We start from the raw sequence: 19,389 nt of genomic DNA, 5'->3' as shown, positions 1-19,389 counted from the left end.
ATGGTCGCCCGATTCAGCGCGGTCGTCCAGGGGTTCGCGGTTGCGTCGAGCCCTGCCGAGCTCACCGGCGCCCGGTTGGCCCCCTTGCGGTGCGCCTCGACGGCTCCAGGTGGTCTGGAGACGCCGGAACAGCCCGAGGAGGTGCGCATGAACCCGAGGAGGTGCGCATGAAGACGAACGAGAAGGGATCGGAGGAACGAGGGGCCGAGACGTCCAGGAGCGCCGCCGACGCGCCCTCGCAGGAGCGGAAGGCCGGGGGCGGGCAACGCAGGCACGTCCCGGGGGACCCCGTGGAGGGCCACCAGGCCACGGCGGACAAGGAGACGGAACAAAAGGTGGACGAGACCGTGGAGGACTCGTTCCCCGCGAGCGACGCTCCCGCGTGGACGCCGGCTCACTCCGGTTGACCCCGCCGCAGCGGGTAGCGGGTCCACGAGGACCGGCGCCTTCCCTCGGGAAGCCCGCCGTGACGAGCCGCCGAGCGGCCGGCTCGCGCCGCGGGCTTCGCGGGGGGCGGGACCGCGGACGGAACGGGCGATGCGAGTTGGGCTTGCATTGCTCGACGACGGACGGTAGCTTCCCGCGCCGCATCGCCGGTCCCCATCGTCTAGCCCGGCCCAGGACTCAGCCCTTTCAAGGCTGCTACGCGGGTTCGAATCCCGCTGGGGACGCTGCCTGTACTGCACGCACTTCGTTGCCCTCGATAGCGACCACGGCTTCCAGGGCGAGGACGCCCTCGATCCGGTAGCGCTGGCCCTCCGGGGTCTCGAGGGGCGTGAACCGCAGCGGGCCGCCGAGGACCGCCGGTGCGCCGGCCTCGGCGCCGCTCATGACCTCGCGCTGGACGGCGACAGGTGCAGGGGCAGGGACTTCAGCCCGTGCATGGCGAGGTTCTTGCGCCAGATCAGCGTCTCCCGGGGCACCGCCAGGCGCATGTTCGGGAAGCGCCGCACCAGCTTGAGGAACGCGCTCCGGCCCTCGTACCGAGCCAGCGGCGCTCCCACGCAGTAGTGAATGCCGTAGCCGAGCGCCACGTGCCGGTTCGGGGTCCGCGTGATGTCCAGCCGGTCAGGGTCCACGAACGCCGCCTCGTCGCGGTTCGCCGACTCGAACAGCATCAGCACCAGGCTCCCCTTCGGGATCTTGTAGCCCTGGATCTCGACGTCCTCCCGGGCGAACCGCGGCGCAGCGTGTCCCACGGGGCCGGCGTAGCGCAGCAGCTCCTCGACGGCCGAGTCGATCAGCTCGGGGTGGTCGTGCAGCTTCTGGAGCTGGGCGGGGTGGTCCAGGAGCGCGAGCGTCGCGTTGCCGATGAAGTTCATGGACGTGTCATGCCCGGCGAGGAGCAGCATGAAGATCATCGAGATGAGCTCATCCTCGGTGAAACGATCCCCCGCCTGCTCCGCACGGATGAGCGCCGACGTCAGATCGTCGCCCGGCTGCTCGCGGCGCAGCGCGATCAGCCGGCGGAAGAAGCGAGCCAGTCGGATCGCGGTGGGATAGGCGAGGATGAGCCCGGAGACGTTGCCGCTCGCCAGGCCTTCGACGAGCCGGCTCTGCGCACGCCAGAAGAACAGGCGCTCGTGCTCGGGGACGCCCAGCATCTCGGAGATGAGGTTCAGCGCGAGGGGCAGGGTGAAGTCGTCGATGAGGTCGGCGACGGGCTTCTTCGCGGCCTTGTCCAGCAGCTCGTCGACGAGCTCATCTATCCGGGGGGTCAGGCGCTCGAGCATGCGCGGGGTGAAGGCCTTGTGGATGAGGTCCCGGAGGCGGCGGTGATCCGGCTCGTCCTGCATCAGCATGATCTTCTGGAGGAGCCGGAGGATCCCCGGTATCCACCAGCGCTCCAGGAGGCCGGCGGCGCCCTCCACGGCATTGGCACGATTGTTGACCAGCCGCGGATCCTTCAGGGCGCTGAACACATCCTCGTTCCGTGTGAGCAGGTATCCCTTCCCGAGCACGGGGTGGGTGATCGGGATGACGGGCCCCATCTTCCGCAGCTGGGCGTAGAACGCGTAGGGATCCTTCAATACCCGGGGAGAAGGTGAAGAGAATTCACGTCCGATGTCCATCTTGGGCGTGGATTCTAGTAGAGACGACAGGAACGTCCAATGTCTTGCGTTCCAGAGCTGAGATTGCGCGATTCCGGTGATGGAGAACCGGCCTATCGTCTCGACTACGTCATCCACTGCCGGGACTTCAGGAACGCGAGCTGGTTCAGAGGCATCGCGAGCACCGTCTCCATCGCCGCCATCGCCTCCTCGGGCTCGATCGAGCCCATGCCGATCTGGGCCATCCTCGCGCGGTAGACATCGGATGCCACGACGCCGATGCTCCCCCAGAAGCCCCAGTTGATCACCTTGACGGCACAGGGCCACTGCTTGGCCAGTTGAGAGGCGAATGCGTCCTTGAACGTGCAGCCCGCCGCGTAGTTGCTCTGTCCCGGCGGCTTCAGGAACGAGTTCAACGACGAGAAGAACACCACGAAGTCGAGCGGCTCCTCCCGGAACACCTGCGCGATGCGCACGCTCACGTCCACCTTCGCCGACAGCGCAGCCTCGAACTGACTCTCCGGCATGTTCGCCAGGGAGTGGTCGTTCAGCACGATCGCCGAGTGGAGGACGCCGTGAATCGCCGCGTGGTGCCGCTTGATCTCCCGACAGGCGCGGAGCAGATCGTCCCGGTCGGTCGCGTCGGCCGAGATGTACAGCGGCGCGGGGCCGAGTGCCGCCATGAGATCAAGCTTCCGCTGGATCTCCGCGTCCCTGGCGCGGCGGCCGATCCAGACCACATGGGCCCGGTGGTGACGGATCATGTACTCCGTCCACGCATGGCCGATGCCGCCCGCGCCCCCGATCACAACGTAGACGCCCCCCGTGCGATACGGTACCTTGCCGGCGAACGACTCGGCCGCTTCGAACGGGAGCAGCTGCTGCGCATGCCACCTGCCGTGGCGGTAAGCCTGCGCGTTGCCCTTCTCGTCCGGCGGCAACCTGAACACCTCCGCCAGCGGCCAGGCACCCTCGCGCGGAAGATCGACCAGACGAATGCTCCAGCCCGGATACTCCTTCGCCAGCGAGCCGATGAACCCGTGGACGCTCGCGTGCGCCGGGTTCACCACGTCGCGCGCGTGGAGCGCCTGGCTCTGGACCGTGATCACCGTCCAGCCCAGCGAGCGCGTCCCGTAGCCCAGGGCGAGCAGCGCCTTCACCATCCGGAAGCACTGCAGGACACCGTCCCGTTGCGACGCGATGATCGCCTCGTCCTCGGCGCCGCTGACGGGTGCGTCGGGCGCCATCCAGATCACGTGCTCAATGGAACCGCACGCGCGCAGCCTGCTCGTGATCGCCTCGATCGTGTCGTGGCGGCCGAGCTCTACGATCAGCGCCGCGGGGTGGTGCGCTTGGAGCATCGCCCGGTTGCGTCCCGGCTCGGCGACGATGACCACCCGCTCGGTCGGCGTGGGGTGCTGCGGGCCGCCCTCCACGTGCACCGGCTCCCAGACAGGGCTGAGCATGACGGCCTGCTCCTGCACCTCTGGGTGGGCTCCATCGACGCTCGGTCGCTTCTCCAGCACGCGAGAGGCGAACCCCCTCATGCGCACGCACACCATGCCGCGCTCGTCGCACAGGTCGATGTCCAGCTTGCGGGTGCTGGCATCCGAGTCCGAGCTGTCGGTCAGCACCGCCCACATGCTCTGCGGGCAGCGGGCGAAGATCTCGAGCCCATCCAGGGAGAACGGCAGCACGGTCCGGCGGGTCCGGTGCGGGTCGGCGGCGAAGTCCAGGGCGATGCCGATCCCGACCTGGATCGGCGAGTCCAGCATGCTCGGGTGCAGCACGAACTGGTGCTCGGTCGGCTCGGCCGGCGCTGGCAAGGAGAACCTGGTGAGCGCCTCGCCCGCTCCGAAGTAGACGGCCTCGACCCCTCGCAGGGTAGGGCCGTGATGATAGCCCTTGGCCCGCATGGTCTCGTAAAACTGCTCGTGGGTCATCGCCTTCCGTACGCAGCGCGCCCGAACGGCTGCGAGGTCGATGAACGGAGCCGCCTGCGCCCCGGTCATCGACGTGATCGAGGCGAGCCCCTGGGAAAAGGGAGCTTCCTCCTCCAGGTGTTCCGCGCCGTCATGGATCGAGAACCGGAAGGTTCGATCTCCTTGCGGCTCCAGCGCGACGTGCACGCGCCGGTCCCGGGCGTGGACGACGATCGGCTGGATCCAGACCACATCGTGCAGGCGGATCGCCCTGGGCTCGGCGCCGTCCGCTGCCATCACCTGGGCGATGGCGGCGCGCGCCATCTCCAGGTAGGCGACGCCCGGGAGGATCACCCGCCCGTCGACGATGTGGTCGGCCAGGAAGAACTCCCGTCCATCGAACGTCGACGAGAACCGGAGCTCGTCCGGAGTTGAGGTGTCTTCCTGCACGAGCGGATGCAGGGCGGCGCCCGTCACCGAGCCCGCCCGCGCCGCGGTCCTCTCCGTCACGGCGCGAGCGGCGATCGCGTTCGCATCCCACGTTGCCGTCTCCGGCAGCCAGTAGCGCTCCTTGGCGAATGGATAGACCGGCAGGGAGATCCGCTGCGGCCTCGTCTCGCCGTAGAGCCGGCTCCACCCCACGGACAGGCCGGATGCCCAGAGCTTGGCGAGCTTCGCGTGCTTCCTCTGGCGCATCCACTTGCCGACGATATCCTGGAGATCCTCGTCGTCGTCGCCGAACACGCCGAGGATTTCCCGGCCACCGTCCGCTTGACCACGGTACAGGCCGTCAGTCTCCGGACGGCCCTGCAGGAAGCCATCGAGCTTCTTTTCCACCTCTCGAAGGGAGCTCGCTACCAGCGCCAGGCGCTCTTCCATCTCCTCACGCCCCACCTGGAGCGTGTAGGCGATGTCTACCAGGTCATCGTCCGTGTATCGGCCGGATTGGATCTCCTCGGCCAGCTGCCTCGCTCGTTCGCGCAGGCGGCTCTCGTTCCTGGCGGACAGGACGATCACAACGGGCAGGGGCTCGGGGGCGCTCGCGCGGGCGCTCCTCCCCGGGATGTACTCCTCGACCAGGACGTGGGCGTTCGAGCCGCCCGCTCCGAACGAAGAGATCCCGGCGATGCGCGGGTATTCCTTCTCGACCCCGTCGAGCTCCACCACCGGGCGTTTCCATTCGATCAGCTCTTGCGGGACGACGAACGGGGTGTGCGCCAGATCGAGGTTCGAATTTTTCACCGCCGAGTGCAGCGACGGCGCGATCTGACGATACTGCATCTGGAGCAGGACCTTGGTCAGTCCCGCGATGCCCGCGCTCGCCTCCAGGTGTCCGATGTTGGACTTGACCGAACCGATCGCGCAGTACCCCCGCTCCTTGGTCTGCTTGGAGAACGCCTTGGTCAGCCCGGTGATCTCGATGGGATCGCCCAGGGCCGTCCCGGTTCCATGCGCCTCGACGTAGGAGATCGCGCGCGGGTGGACCTGGCCCTGCTCCAGCGCCTCCCGGATCATCTCGGCCTGGGCGTTCGGATTCGGAACGGTGTAGCCGTTGGTCTTGCCGCCATGGTTGATCGCGGTCGCCTTGATCACGCCGTAGATGTGATCGCCGTCCTGCGCGGCCTTGTGCAGCGGCTTGAGCAGCACGGCCCCCACGCCCTCGCCGGGCACGTAGCCGTCGCCTCCCGCGCCGAAGCTCCGGCAGCGGCCGTCGGAGGAGAGGAAGTTGTTCTGGCTGAGGAACAGGTACTTGCTCGCTCCGACCGACAGGTTCACCCCGCCTGCAATCGCCAGCTCGCTCTCACCGCTCCGGATGCTCTGGCAGGCCAGGTGCAGGGCCGTGAACGAGGACGAGCAGGCCGTGTCGACCGCCATGCTCGGACCTCTGAAGTCGCAGCAGTAGGAGACGCGGTTGGCGATGCTGTAGAGCAAGGTGCTCGGCCCGACCGGATCGCCTTGCTGGCGCGCGAGCACGGCCAGCTCGAGGTACGGCTGCCAGAGCGCGCCGACAAACACGCCCACCTTGCTGCCGCGCAAAGCGTGGCGGGTGTATCCAGCGTCCTCCAGCGTGTGCCAGACGGTCTGGAGGAAGAGCCGCTCCTGCGGGTCCATCTGCTCGGCTTCGCGCGGCGAGATGTTGAAGAACAGCGGGTCGAACTTGTCGATGTCGGCGATGAAGCTGCCCCACTTGCCGTACAGCTTTCCCGCGCTCCGGTCCGGGTCGTAGAACGGGGCATAGTCGAAGCGATCGGGCGGGATCTCTTCGATGCTGTCGCGGCCGGCCTTCAGGTTCGCCCAGAAGGCCTCGAGCGTGTCCGCATGCGGATAACGTCCGGCCACACCGATGATCGCGATCTCCGGGGGGGCGGGCGCTGCCGCGACGGGCACCACCGGGACAGGCTCGAGCTGCTTCACCCGCGCGGGGAGCGGGGCGAAGATCGGCTCCTCCGCACGCGCCGGCTCCGTGCGCGCCGGCTCCGTGCGCGCCGGCTCCGTGCGCGCCGGCTCCGTGCGCGCCGGCTCCGTGCGCGCCGGCGGCGCCCCGAGGTTGCCGGCGAGGGCCTCGCGGTGCTCCTCCGCGAGGTAGCTGGAGAGCTCGGCGAGGTTCTTGTATTCGAAGAACAGGGTCCGCGACAGGTCGCCGCCGAGCTCTCCCTCCAGGACCTTGTTCAGCTCCAGGATCAGCACGGAGTTGATGCCGTACGCATCGAACGACTCGTTCGCCTTGAATGCGGACGGCTCGATGCCGAGGACCGGAGCGAGCAGGTTCCTCAGGTACGCCAGCACCCGCGGCTGGAAGTCGTCGGTGCTCCCTGCGGGCGTGGCCTCGGCGACCCGCGGGGGCGCCTCTCTGGACGGGGTCGCCTCCCTGGAGGAGACGGTCGTCTTCAACGCGAAGTCCGTCAGCCTCGCGAGCACGTGACCGGACTCGTCGCACAGGGTCAGGTCGAACTTCTTGATGTCCCGGTTGTGGACGGTCTTCGGGCTGGCCTCCGAGTACACCAGGCATCGCCTCGGAATCGGGTGCAGCACCTCGATGCCCTCGATCGCGATCGGGATGAAGTCGCGCTGATCGTCGCCGTGGATGCGGTTGTTGATGAGCGCCGTCTGGAAGACGCCCGTCAGCATGGTCGGATGCAGGAGGTAGTCCCAGTAGGTCTCCTCGATCGCCTCCGGCAGCTCCAGCGTCGCCAGCGCCTCCCGCTCACTGAGCACGATGCCCTGCATCGGCATGAAGGTCGGGCCGACCTTCAAGCCCTCCGCATGGATCTGCTCGTACACCTCCTCGCGCGTCCGGCGGGTCGTGCAGCGCTCGCGGATGGCCCGGAGGTCCAGGTCGGCGGCCGCCCCGCTCCCCTCCTCGAACGAGGCATAATGGATGGTTCCGGTCGCGTGGGTGACCTGCTGTCCCGCCTCGTCCTTGCTGTAGATGGTGTAGTCCGCTCTCCCGTCCTTCCGCTCCAGGCCGAGGTACGCGAGGAACGGTTCGCCGCTGGAGGAGAGCTGCTTCGCCCAGTAGTTGTTGGTCAGCCTGGCGACCTTCTGGCCCGGCTGCGCCAGGCAGCCAGCCTGGCGGGCCATTTCGATGTAGCACGCGCCAGGCACGTTGTATTTGCCGCCCACCACGTGGTCGACCATATAGAACTCGTGGTTGTCGTAGCGGCGCTGGAAGGCCCCCTGGCTCGCGTCGGATTTGTCGAGATCGATCAGGCTCGTGGTGCGGTAGAGCGCGCCCGTGGAGCCGAGCTTCTCGTAGCTCTGCCGCGCGTCGTCCCGCTTGTCTTGCAGGATGTGGTCTTCGATCTGCTGGGCCGTCCCGTAGTCGAACAACAGCGTCGGCTTGAAGTCGATCGCGAAACAGTGGTTGAGGAGCCGGGTCATCGTGAGCAGCGAGAGCGACTCGGCCCCGAGCTCCGCGAACGACGTGTTGGCTCGGACCTGTCCGGGCGGGACCCGGAAGGCTTGGGCAACGATGCCGTAGAGGTCTCTCCGGACGAGCTTCGGGAGCAGCTCCTCCGGCACGCCGCCCACGACGGGGCGCTGCTTGACGTGGAAGTGCTCGTCGATCTTGGCCTTGTCCCCCTCGAGCCCGGCGAGCTGTCCCAGGCCCTGACCTCCGGCGACCCGGAGCGCCTTCTGGAACAGGGCGAGGCCGTTCTCGGTGGAGAGCGGCTGCATTCCGAAGACGCGCAGCAGGTGTCGCTTCTCCTCGTCCGTGACCTGCATGCCGCCGCTCGCCCAGAGCGGCCAGTTGAGCGCCAGCGAGAGGCCGCTCCGCTGGTTCGCCGCCACGAGCTGCTGGCGGTAGGCGGCGAAATGATCGAGGAAGCTGTTGCCGGAGGCGTAGTCACATTGCCCCTGGTTCGGCATCAGCGAGGCGACCGACGAGAACATCGCGAAGAAGTCGAGGTCGTCCTCCGCCGTCGCGCGATCCAGCAGCGCCGTCCCCTGGATCTTTGGCTGGATAACCCTCCCGAATGACTCGGCCGACTTGCGCAGGATGAAGCCGTCCTCGATGACCCCTGCGGCCTGGAGCACGCCGTTGATCGACCCGAACTGCTCCCGCGCCGCGCCCACCGCTCCGATCAGGGCTCGCTCGTCTCCTATATCGGTCTGTAGATAGACGGCCGACCCGCCGAGCTTCTCGATCGACGCCAGCAAGGCGTCGATCCTTCCGTCCCGCGCCCGGCGGCCGAGCAGGGCCAGGCGCGCCTGCCAGGTCCCCGCGAGGAGCTCCGCGAAGATCTGGCCAAGCCCGCCCGCTCCTCCGGTGATCAGATAGGCCCCGCCTCTCCGGAGCGGGAGGTCTTGCTCTGGGCCCGTCACGTCCACGCTGGTGATCGCTCGCGAGAAGCGCCGGCCGCCCCGGTAGAGGACCTCATGAAGGGGCGCGACCCGGAGACGCAGCTCGTTGCGCAGCGCCTGCCCCCAGTCCACGCCCTTGTCGAAGCCGATCACCTCGAGGTCGATGCGCGGATACTCGTACTTCAAGGTGCGGGCGAGGCCGCCCGCCGCGAACAGGTACGGCAGCTCCGCGGCCCCGCTGTCCGGGCCGACGTAGAGGAGCTTGATCGCGTGCTTCAGCCTGGCCTTGATCAGCGACTGGGCCAGCAGCAGCAGCGTCTGCAGATCTCCGCGGCCCGGATCGACGGCCCGGACGATGACGTGGCTGAAGTCGAATTGGCTCGAGCGCACCTGTGCGAGTGCGCTCGCGATCTCCTCCGGGCCAGGGGCCTTGCCCAGCTGAAGCGCGCGACGCGGGGTGCCGGCGTCCAGCTCAACCTCGCCGTTGATGAGGAGCGCCCCCGAGACGGCCGGGGCGCCGGCGGCTCCCGGGTCCTCGCGCCAGCCAGCGGTGTAGTAGTGGATCGCGCCCCGGCTCGTCTCCAGGGCACGCTTCGTGAGCTTGCGCAGGACGGCGAGCACCTGCCCGCTGCCGTCGCAGTAGAAGACGTCGAAGGCGATCACGCCCTTCGCGGCGGTCTGCTGCTGCTTCACGTAGTAATGGCGCACGTCCGCGAGGCGGCTTGACTGGTGGAAGCGCTCCGCGAAATAGGGCACGAACTGCGCCCCGCCCGCCGTCTCGTTGCTGACGCTCAGCCCGACCGCCGACTGCAGTCCGCCATCCAGGATGCCCGCCGCGCAGCGGCTCGCGTTCTCTGTGTCGACCGTGCCGACCGCCTCCTGCTCGTTCCAGCGCAGCGTGTCGAGGACCTGAAACGACGGGCCGTACTCGAGGCCGTTGCGGGCGAACAGACGGTACAGCTCGTCTTTCCCGCTCGATGACGAGCAACGCGCGAAGATCGCCTGGAGGTCGAGCGCTTCGCTCGGCGGGAGCGCGGGCTGCGCCTCGATGCTGCCCTGGCAGTGCACCTCGGCGCCGGTCTTGATCGTGAAGATCCGGCCCGCCCTCTCGATCGTCAGATTCCGCGAGGTCTCGTCGAAGCGGGTGGGCGTCAACCAGTACAGGTTGGAGAAGCTCCACGCCTGCGCCTCGGGCGGCAGGCCTTGGCGGACCAGCTCCAGGTAGCCCACGGCGGGGAGCATCTTCTCGCCCCGAACGACATGGTCCCGGATCATCTCATCGGCGGCATGGACCGTGACGTCGCGCGCGCCGCTCGCCGCGGGCCGCTCCGCGGGGCCTGCAGCTGGCGCTGGCTCGTCGGCAGGGGCAGGGGGGCTCTCCTCGAACCAGCAGCGCTGCCTGGCGAACGGATAGCCGGGGAGCGAGACGCGATGTCCGTGGAACGACGCGACCTCCCATTCGATCTCGGCGCCGCTGACCCAGTGGTGCGCGAGCTCCGCGAGATCGCCCGTCACCGGGGCATGGCGCTGGCTCCCGGACGCCGTCCCCGCGTGGCACGACGCCGGGAGCTCGCCCTGGAGGAAGCGCTCCAGCTGGTTCGCGAGCTCCTCCGTGCTGCTCGCGACGCAGGCCAGCCGCTCGGGGAACTCGGCTCGACCGAACATCAGCGTGAAAGCGATGTCCTCCAGGGGCTGCTCCTTGCCCTCCTCCGAGCGGAGGTGATCCAGGAGCTGCTGCGCCTGCGCGCGGACTCGCCCCTCCCTGGCGGAGAGGAGGATCAGCTTCTTCCCGGCGCTCTCTCCGAGGCGCGGGCTCCTCTTCGTCGCCTCTTCGAGGATGACGTGCGCGTTCACGCCACCCATGCCGAACCCGCTGACGGCCGCCTGCCTCGGCTGCAGCTCGCCGCCGAGCTCACGCCTCTTCCACTCGGTGCTCCGCTCGAGGATGTAGAACGGCGACCCGTCCAGGCTGATGTAGGGGTTGAGCTTGTGGAAGTTCACCACCGGCGGGAGCACGCCGTGCTTCATCGCGAGGAGGACCTTGATGATCGAGGCCATGCCCGCGGCGCTCTCCAGGTGGCCGATGTTCGTCTTCACCGATCCCAGCCCGCAGTAGTGATGAAGCGGCGTGACGTTCTTGTGCTTGAAGTACTGCTCGTACGCCTTCTTCAGGGCGTTGATCTCGATCGGGTCCCCCAGGGGAGTTCCCGTGCCGTGCGCCTCGACGTAGGTGATGTTGCGCGGGTCGACGTCGGCCTTCTTCAGGGCGGCGTAGATCACGTCCGCCTGCGCGGACACGTTGGGCGCGGTCAGGAAGTTGGCCTTCCCGCCGTGGTTTACTGCCGTCGCCTTGATCACGCCCAGGATCTGATCCCGGTCCGAGAGCGCCACGTCGAGCGCCTTGAGCAAAAGGACACCGACGCCCTCACCCCGCACGTACCCGTTGGCCGCCTGATCGAACGTCTTGCACTGCCCGTCCGCCGACAACATGCCCGACTTCGCGTGCGAGATGTACATCCGGGGGCTGAGCAGCGCGTTGACGCCGCCCACGATGGCCGCCTCGCACTCGCCGTCCCGGATGTCGCGGGCGGCGTTGTGCAGCGCCACAAGGGAGCTGGAGCACGCCGTGTCGATCGCCTCGCTGGGGCCGTGGAAGTTGAAGAAGTACGAGACCCTGTTGGCCAGGATCGAGTGCACGGTCCCGGTGGAGACGAACGCGCTGATCTTGGTCCCGATCAGCTCCGCGTAATCGTTCTTCGAGACGCCCGCGTAGACGCCGATCTTCTTGCCGGACAGCTCACTCGGCGCGTAGCCGGCGTCCTCGATCGCGTGCCAGGCCGCCTCGATGAACAGGCGGTGCTGCGGGTCGATGTAGTTCGCCTCTTTCGGCGAGATCGAGAAGAAGCGCGGATCGAACTTGTCGACATCCTCGATGAAGCCGCCCCACCTGCTGTTGGTCTTGTTCTCCTCCTTCTGCGGGTCGCCGAAGTAGTCCTCCCACCTCCAGCGATCCGGCGGGACGGTCCGGATGGCGCTCTTGCCCTGCGCCAGGTTGCGCCAGTACTGCGGAGGGCTCGCGGCGTCCGGAAACCGGCAGGCCATTCCGATGATCGCAATGTCCTGCTTTCGTTCGGTGGTCATGATCGTGCTTCACGGCGGATGGCCGTGGTGAGCTTGGTCAGGACGTTCCCGGGTCCGACCTCATGGATGTCGATCTCGCCCAGCGCGAGCAGGTACTGCATGCTGTCGAACCATTTGACCTGGTGGGTGAGCTGCTTGACCAGGTTCCGCTTGGCCTCGGCTTGCTCGTAAGGCCTCGCGTGGATGTTCGAGATGACCGGGATCGACAGCGGCGAGAAGGTGAAGGTGTCCAGGTACGCCTCGAAGCTCCGCTCCGCGATCGCCATGTAGCGCGAGTGGAACGCGCCGCTCACCTTCAGCGGGATATAAGCGCGCACGCCCGCGGCTTGAAAGATCGGCTGGGCGTTCGCGATGTCGTCTTTCAGCCCGGCGATGACGAGCTGGCTGCTCGAGTTGTAGTTCGCGAGGTCGATGCTGGTTAGCCCGTTCTTCTCCAGCACGTCCTGCACCTGGTCCTTGGTGAGGCCGACGACGGCGGCCATGCCGCCGCCTTGCGCCTGGCTCATCAGCTCACCGCGCTTCTTGACCAGCTTCAGCCCGGTCTCGAAGTCGAAGACCCCCGCCGCGAACAGCGCGTTGTATTCGCCCAGGCTGTGGCCTGCCACGTAGTCCGGCGTGAACCCCGTCTCTCTCACCTTCTTCAGGTAGCTCAGCGCGTTGACCACGTAGAGGGCCGGCTGGGTGTACTGGGTCTGGCCCAGGCGCCCTTCGGGGTCGTTCAGGCACAGGTCCTTGATCGAGTAGCCGAGGATCCGGTCGGCCCTCGCGGTCAGATCGGCGAGCTCGTCGAACAGGGCGCCGCCCATGCCGCGCACCTGCGAGCCCTGCCCCGGGAACACGTAGGCGGTCAGCTGGCGCGCCGGCTGCGACCTCACGGGGGCGGCGGCGGGAGCCGCGGGCCGTACGGGCGCTGGGGCCGGGGCCGGTGGCTGGCGCGCCCACGTTTCGACGATGAGATTGAAGTTCTTGACGTCCTGGTGGTACATCGTCATTGTCGCGAATCCCGCCGATTGCGTACGCGGCGTGATGTTCCGCTTGATCACGTTGGCCAGCGTGCCCCCCGGGCCGAGATCCAGGTACACGTGGTTCTGCTGCCGCTCCAGCTCCAGGAGCGCCTTGGGCAGCTGGATCGGCTGGCGGACGACGTCCCAGAAATAGTGCCGGGGCACCCGCTCCAGCGGCCTGCCGTCCACCGACGAGATCATCGGTATGCGCGGCGCGCCGATCGCGGAGGCGTCGAGGACTCGCTGGTAGTGGGGGCCCGCCGGATCGATCAGTGACGAGTGGAACGCGTGAGTGACCGGGAGGGAGACGCAGACGACGTCGCGCCTCTTCAGATGGCTCTCGATCTGCAGCAGGTGATCCTGCGTGCCGCTCACGACGAACTGGGCGTCGAACACCACGGAGCCCAGCTCGCTGTTGCTGGAGAGCATGGGGTCTCGCCGATAGAGCTCGGGATCGTGGATGACGGCGAGCATCGCGCCGGGTCGAGCGTGGGTCTCCAGCGCTCTGGCTTGCTGGATCACCAGCTCCAGCGCATCGTCGGCCGGCAGGGCGCCCGCCACCGCCGCCGCGGTGAGCTCGCCCATGCTGGCGCCGACGACGTAGTCCGGCCGAACGCCGCTGTCGATCAGCGCCTGCGCCAGGGCGTACTCCACCATGAAGATCGCCGGGTGGGTGAGCAGCGTGCGATCGAACCTGTCGCTCAGCCGCCGCTTCTCGTCGTACAGGTGGTCCAGGACGGAGACGCCGATCGCCGATTTCACCCGCTCGTCCAGGCGGAGCATGCATTGCCGGAACGCCGGAACCGTCCGGAAGAGCTCCTTGCCCATCTGGTAATACTGCGAGCCCTGGCCGGAGAACATGAAGACGATCGAGCGTGTTGTCATTCTTCGATTCGACTTTCGGATGATGGCAGCCTCTGCTTGCCAGAGGCTCCGGTGCAGTGATGGCCGCCCGGCACCGCCATGCGGCCATCGATGTCCTCGATCGGGTCGGCCACGAGGGGTCTCCGCCTTCCACGAGGTGGGCGCTCGATGTCAAGACCGGCTCATGAGCCTCGTGCTCTCCGGAGGACGAACCAGAGATGCTCCCTCATCTTCATCCGATCCTTTCAGGCTTACGCAAGGAGCCGGTCCTTGTCCCTCTGCAGCGTGCCTCGATGATCTCGCTTATTTTCCGAACAGGGCGTTGATACGGTCCTTGACCTCAGGCAGGTGGAAGGTCGCCTCGTGCATCTTCACCTCCTGGGCAATCGCGGCGGGGAGCTCCGCGCGCAGGCTCGCGACCAGGTTGTCCTTGAGCATGATCAGCGAGAGGCGCGGCTTCTCGGCCAGGGAACGGGCAACATCCAGGGCCACGGTCAGCACTTCGTTGCGAGGTACGACCCGGAACGGCACGCCGCGCCGCTCCAGCTCGGCCCCCATGTACCGGCCCGCCGTGAACAGCATCTCCTCGCCCAGGCTGATGCCCAGCTTCTTCGGGACGATGAATGTGGCCCCCATCCCCGGGGTGAACCCGAAGTTCATGTAATTGCACGTGTATACGCTCTCACGGCTCAGGACGACGAGGTCCGCGAACAGCCCCATCGTGAAGCCCGCGCCGATGCCGTGCCCCTGCATGGCCGCGATGACCGGGACCTTGCAGTCCAGCGCCAGGCTGTGAAGGTGCAGGGCGGTGAACTGCATCTCTCCGCCCTGGATGCTCAGCAGCCCGTCCTTCGTGCCGCCGGTGCAGAAATAGTTGTCGTAGCCGGTGAGGACGACCGCTTTGCAGCGCTCGTTCTCGTCGATCGCGGCAAAGGCCTGGTGCAGTCCCGCCACCAGCTCCCGGGAGAGCGCGTTCTTCTGGGCTCGGTCCTGCATCGTGACCTGGACGATGCCGGGCTCGATTTCTCGCGCGTCGATGACGGAGTCGGACATTGGCTCAAGGTCCTCGTCGATCCGCGGTGCGGCTCTCGACGGCGAGCGTGACGGGAGGAAACCGAGATGAGCGCGTCGCTCGAACGTGAGCTCAAGACTCCCGGTCTGCCTTTTACTACGGAGAAAGCCGCATGTCACGAGAAATCCAAGATTTCGTCACAAATGTCAAGAAAGGGATTGACTTGAAGGGCTCCTTTGTCAGAAAATGAGCGATACTGAAAGAAGGAATTTTCTGACGAAAACTAACGGAAACCTGGCGTGAACCCCTCCCTTGGGAGGGGCTGGGAGTCGCGATGGCCAGGCTGTGGGCCGCGGCGAAACTTCCAGAGCCACGGAAATCCGGCAATGGCATGGCCCGCGCAATGCGGAAGCAGCCGGCTGCGGGCGGACTCATCCCTCGGGTGCCTGGAGAAGGGCGGGGCAGAGCTGCCTCCCGGGTTCGACCGACCGTGGGCATCCGCAACCGGGACTTGGACCCGATCACAGAGGCGTGGTTCGGATGATCCTACTGAATGAGGCTCTCGGAGTTGACAGGCGAGGACGGCTCTTGGCCTACGGGGAGCGCTATCCCTCGGTCATCGAGCAGCTGGACAGGCACCTCCCCGGGTCGATCGCCGGGGTCGACCTTGTCACGCCGAGCTTGAGCGCCGAGCTCCGGGAGCTGGACGGGCTCCTCTGCGAGTTGCTGCTGCATCAGCTGCTGTCCATCGACCTCCTCGCGCAGCCGGACCGGCTCGACCCCCGCCATCAGCTCTGGTTCCGGGAGACGCTGCGGCGCCTGCGCGAACGAGGCTTCCTCGTCGCGCACGGCGACGCGTTCGCGGTCGCGGGGCGCCACGCGTCGAGCGCAGGGGCCGCCTGGCAGCGGTGGGAGCAGCGCAAGCCCGGGTGGCTGGTCACCCCGGACCTGAAGAGCAAGGTGGTCCTGGCCGAGGCGATGTTGCGGGCGCTGCCCGACGTCCTGAGGGGTGAGCGGCTTTCGACCGACGTGATGTTCCCCAACGCCTCGATGGAGCTCGTCGAGGGGGTTTACCGGGACACGTTCCCGGCTCGCCTCTTCAATGAAGTGCTGGCCGACGCGGCGAGGCTCTTCGTCCAGGAGCGCTTGCGGCAGAGCGCGTCGGCGCAGGTCCGGATCCTCGAGATCGGCGCCGGGACCGGCGGCACGAGCGCCGTCGTCCTCCGCGAGCTGAAGCCGTATGGCCAGCATGTGGCCGAGTACTGCTACACGGACATCTCCCGCGCCTTCCTGCTTCACGCGGAGGAGACGTACGGGCCGGACACTCCGTTCCTGCGGTGCCAGCCCTTCAACGTGGAGCTCCCGGTCGCGGGGCAGGGCGTCGCGCAGGGGCAGTACGACCTCGTGATCGCGACGAACGTCCTGCATGCGACGAAGGACATCCGGAACACGCTGCGCAATGCGAAGGCGCTCCTGCAGAGGAACGGCCTGCTCCTCGTGAACGAGATCAGCGACGGGGCGCTCTGGCTGCACCTGACTTTCGGGCTCCTGGAGGGGTGGTGGCTGTTCCAGGATCCGGAGCTGCGCCTCCAGGGCAGCCCGGGCCTCCCGCCCTCCCTGTGGCGGCACGCCCTGGAGATGGAGGGGTACCGCTCCGTCCGCTTCCCGCTCGAGCGGCTGCACGAGTACGGTCACCAGCTGATCGTCGCCGAGAGCGACGGCATCGTCCGCCAGCCGGCGCCGAGCGCGGCTGGCGCGGGGCCGCGCCCGGCGGCGTCGCCTCCACCCCGACCGCCGGCTCGGGGCGCGGCGTTGTCGGAGGAGCAGCTGCTGGACGAGGTGCGCCGGATCGTCCGTCAGGTCGTGAGCGAGGCGCTGAAGCTCGACGAACGCAGCATTCGCGACGATTGCAGCTTCGCCGATTACGGGGTGGACTCCATCATCGGTGTTCGCATGATGAACGCGCTCAACAAGCGGTGCGGCGTCCAGATGCAGACGACGTCGCTCTTCGACCACGGCAGCGTGGACAAGCTGTCGCGGTTCATCGTGAGTGAGCGCGAGCAAAAGCCGGCGCGGGCGCCGGTGCCCCCGCCGCCGATGCAGGCCGCGAGCCGCGCGCCGGGCGAGGGGAGCCTGGAGGACTCCCTGCTCGGCGCGGTGAAGGCGGTCGTTCGCGAGAGCGTCGCCAGAGCCCTGAAGATGGATGCGGGCAGCATCCGGAACGATCGCAGCTTCGCCGACTACGGCGTGGACTCGATCGTCGGCGTTCGCCTGGTCAAGACGCTCAACAAGCGATGCGGCATCCAGATGCCGACGACGTCGCTGTTCGACCACGGCAGCGTGGACAAGCTGTCGCAGCACATCGTGCGCGAGCACCGGCCCTCGCTGACATCGCCTGGACCCCAGGCGCCGCCGGCGGCCGTGCCGGCGCCCGCGGCGCCCCCGCCCCCGCCCGCGGCGGCGGCACGACCGGGGCGGGTCGAGAGCCGGGCCTCGAGCCCGCCCCCCGCGCCCTTGCCTGTTCCCGCCGCACAGGCGACGGCCTCGAGCGATCGAGCCATCGCGATCATCGGCATGAGCGGCAGGTTCGCTCGATCGGAGGACCTGCGCCAGCTGTGGAGCCACCTCGCGGCGGGCACGGACCTGATCACCCCCGTGACGCGCTGGGACCTTGTCGAGTCCTACCAGGGGACTCCGCTGGCGGAGAAGAGGAGCATCTGCAACACGGGCGGCTTCCTGGATGACATAGACAAGTTCGACCCGCTCTTCTTCAACATCTCCGGCCTCGAAGCGACGTATATGGACCCGCAGCAGCGGGTCTTCCTCGAGGAGTCCTGGAGGGCCCTGGAGGACGCTGGCCATGCCGGCGACTCCGTTCAGGGCCTGCGATTCGGCGTTTACGTCGGGACGGCGGGCAGCGACTACAAGCGCCTGATCGACGAAAAGGGCAAGCTCCCGGCCCAGGTCTTCTGGGGCAACTCGAGCTCGATCCTCGCGGCCCGGATCTCCTACTACCTGGACCTGCAAGGCCCGGCGATCGCGGTCGACACCGCTTGCTCGAGCTCGCTCGTCGCCATCCACCTCGCGTGCCAGGCGCTCTGGTCGGGCGAGACGGAGATCGCGCTCGCCGGAGGGGTGTTCATCCAGTGCACGCCGGAGTTCTACGTGTCGACCGAGCGGGCCGGCATGCTGTCCCCGACCGGGCGGTGCCACACGTTCGACGAGCGGGCCGACGGGTTCGTTCCGGGCGAGGGCGTGGGCGTGCTCGTGCTGAAGCGCCTCGCGGACGCTGTCGCCGCCGGTGACCACATCCATGGCGTGATCCGCGCCTCGGCGATGAACCAGGACGGTCAGAGCAACGGTATCACCGCGCCGAGCGCGAAGTCGCAGGAGCGCCTGGTGCGGTCGCTGTACGACTCCTTCCAGATCGACCCCGAGAGCATCCAGATGGTCGAAGCGCACGGGACCGGCACCAAGCTCGGGGACCCGATCGAGTGGAGCGCCTTGACCGAGGCTTTCCGCCACTACACCGGCCGAGAGGGGTTCTGCGCGATCGGCTCCGTCAAGACCAACATCGGCCACGCGGCCACAGCGGCGGGCGTCGCGGGCATTCTCAAGATCCTGCTGTCGATGGAGCACGAGCAGATGCCCGCCTCGCTGCACTACCGCAGCATCAACCCGAACATCCACCTCCAGGGCAGCCCTTTCTACGTGAACGACCGCCTGCGGCCGTGGACGGTGGAGCCGGGGCAGAAGCGGCGCGCGGTCGTCAGCTCGTTCGGCTTCAGCGGGACCAACGTCCACATGGTGATCGAGGAGGCGCCGAGGACCGAGCGCCGCCACGCGCAAGAGCCGGCCTATCTGATCGCGCTGTCCGCGCTCAGCCACGCGCAGCTGCGGCAGCAGGCGGAGCGCCTCGCGGCGCGCTGCGAGGGAGAGCCCGGGCTCGACTGCGGCGACGTGAGCTACACGTTGCTGGAGGGCCGCAAGCACCTGAGCCATCGCCTCGCCTGCGTGGTGGGCTCCACGAGCGAGCTGGGCCAGGCCCTGCGCGAGTGGCTCGCGACCGGCCGCGCGAGGCAGGTGGTCCACGCGCAAGTTCCCGAGAACGGTGTCCGCGAGGAAGCGGAGCGCCGCCGCTACGGCAACCAGTGCATCGCGGAGCGCTCGAGGGCCGGCGAGGCCGCCTGGCGTGAGCGCCTCTCCGCCGTGGCCGAGCTGTACGTGCGGGGCTATTCGCTGGAGTACGGCAAGCTGTTCGAGGGAGAGGCCTACGGCCGGATCCCCTTGCCCACCTACCCGTTCGCCCGCGAGCGCTACTGGGTCCCGAATGCCTCCGCCCCGTCGAAGACGCCGCAGAACGGGACGCCGCAGAACGGGACGCCGCAGAACGGGACGCCGCAGAACGGGACGCTGCAGAACGGGACGCCGCAGAACGGGACGCCGCAGAACGCGATGTTGCAGAACGGGCGGGCGCACCCTTCCCTGGAGCAGCTCCTCGACAGCGTCCTGGACGAGTCCGTATCCATCGACGTCGCTGCTTCGGAGGCGAGGAAGGCCCTTGCCTGGGGAGAGTTCTAGAGTGGATT

The 19,389-nt window shown here is 67.9% G+C and carries 7 protein-coding genes and 1 tRNA gene; 3 read left to right on the top strand and 5 right to left on the bottom strand.

Annotated elements, in window-relative coordinates; translation table 11 throughout:
• Positions 1–167 precede the first annotated feature (167 nt).
• On the top strand, positions 168–407 hold the full coding sequence (locus WMF36_RS22075) for a hypothetical protein (protein WP_437581606.1): 240 nt from the start codon (positions 168–170) through the stop codon (positions 405–407).
• A 189-nt stretch (positions 408–596) separates the two neighbouring features.
• Positions 597–671, top strand: a tRNA-Glu gene (locus WMF36_RS22070).
• On the opposite strand, the gene WMF36_RS22065 is transcribed toward WMF36_RS22070, so the two are convergent.
• The 5 genes from WMF36_RS22065 to WMF36_RS22045 form a co-directional block, all read right to left on the bottom strand.
• The gene (locus WMF36_RS22065; protein ID WP_437581605.1) at positions 643–831 is read right to left on the bottom strand and encodes a hypothetical protein; all 189 of its coding nucleotides are present in this window, start codon (positions 829–831) and stop codon (positions 643–645) included. The genes WMF36_RS22070 and WMF36_RS22065 overlap by 29 nt on opposite strands.
• Complete coding sequence (locus WMF36_RS22060; protein ID WP_437581604.1) at positions 828–2,189, bottom strand: cytochrome P450 family protein; 1,362 nt, start codon at positions 2,187–2,189, stop codon at positions 828–830. Before WMF36_RS22060 ends, WMF36_RS22065 begins: the two co-directional genes overlap by 4 nt.
• Entirely contained in the window at positions 2,177–11,920 is a 9,744-nt protein-coding gene (locus tag WMF36_RS22055; protein ID WP_437581603.1) for an SDR family NAD(P)-dependent oxidoreductase, read from the bottom strand. The genes WMF36_RS22060 and WMF36_RS22055 overlap by 13 nt, the downstream gene beginning before the upstream one ends.
• Entirely contained in the window at positions 11,917–13,809 is a 1,893-nt protein-coding gene (gene fabD / locus WMF36_RS22050) for an ACP S-malonyltransferase (RefSeq protein ID WP_437581602.1), read from the bottom strand. Before fabD ends, WMF36_RS22055 begins: the two co-directional genes overlap by 4 nt.
• Before the next feature lie 282 nt (positions 13,810–14,091).
• On the bottom strand, positions 14,092–14,841 hold the full coding sequence (locus WMF36_RS22045) for a polyketide synthase (protein ID WP_437581601.1): 750 nt from the start codon (positions 14,839–14,841) through the stop codon (positions 14,092–14,094).
• Between the two features lie 547 nt (positions 14,842–15,388).
• Between WMF36_RS22045 and WMF36_RS22040 the strand changes: the two genes are divergently transcribed.
• A complete protein-coding gene (locus WMF36_RS22040) occupies positions 15,389–19,381 on the top strand; it encodes a beta-ketoacyl synthase N-terminal-like domain-containing protein (protein WP_437581600.1) in 3,993 nt (1,330 codons plus the stop codon).
• Positions 19,382–19,389: the final 8 nt, after the last annotated feature.

Source organism: Sorangium sp. So ce887 (assembly GCF_051521455.1).
In the GTDB taxonomy this organism is placed as follows: Bacteria; Myxococcota_A; Polyangia; order Polyangiales; family Polyangiaceae; genus Sorangium.
This window is presented reverse-complemented; position numbering and strand designations above follow the sequence as displayed.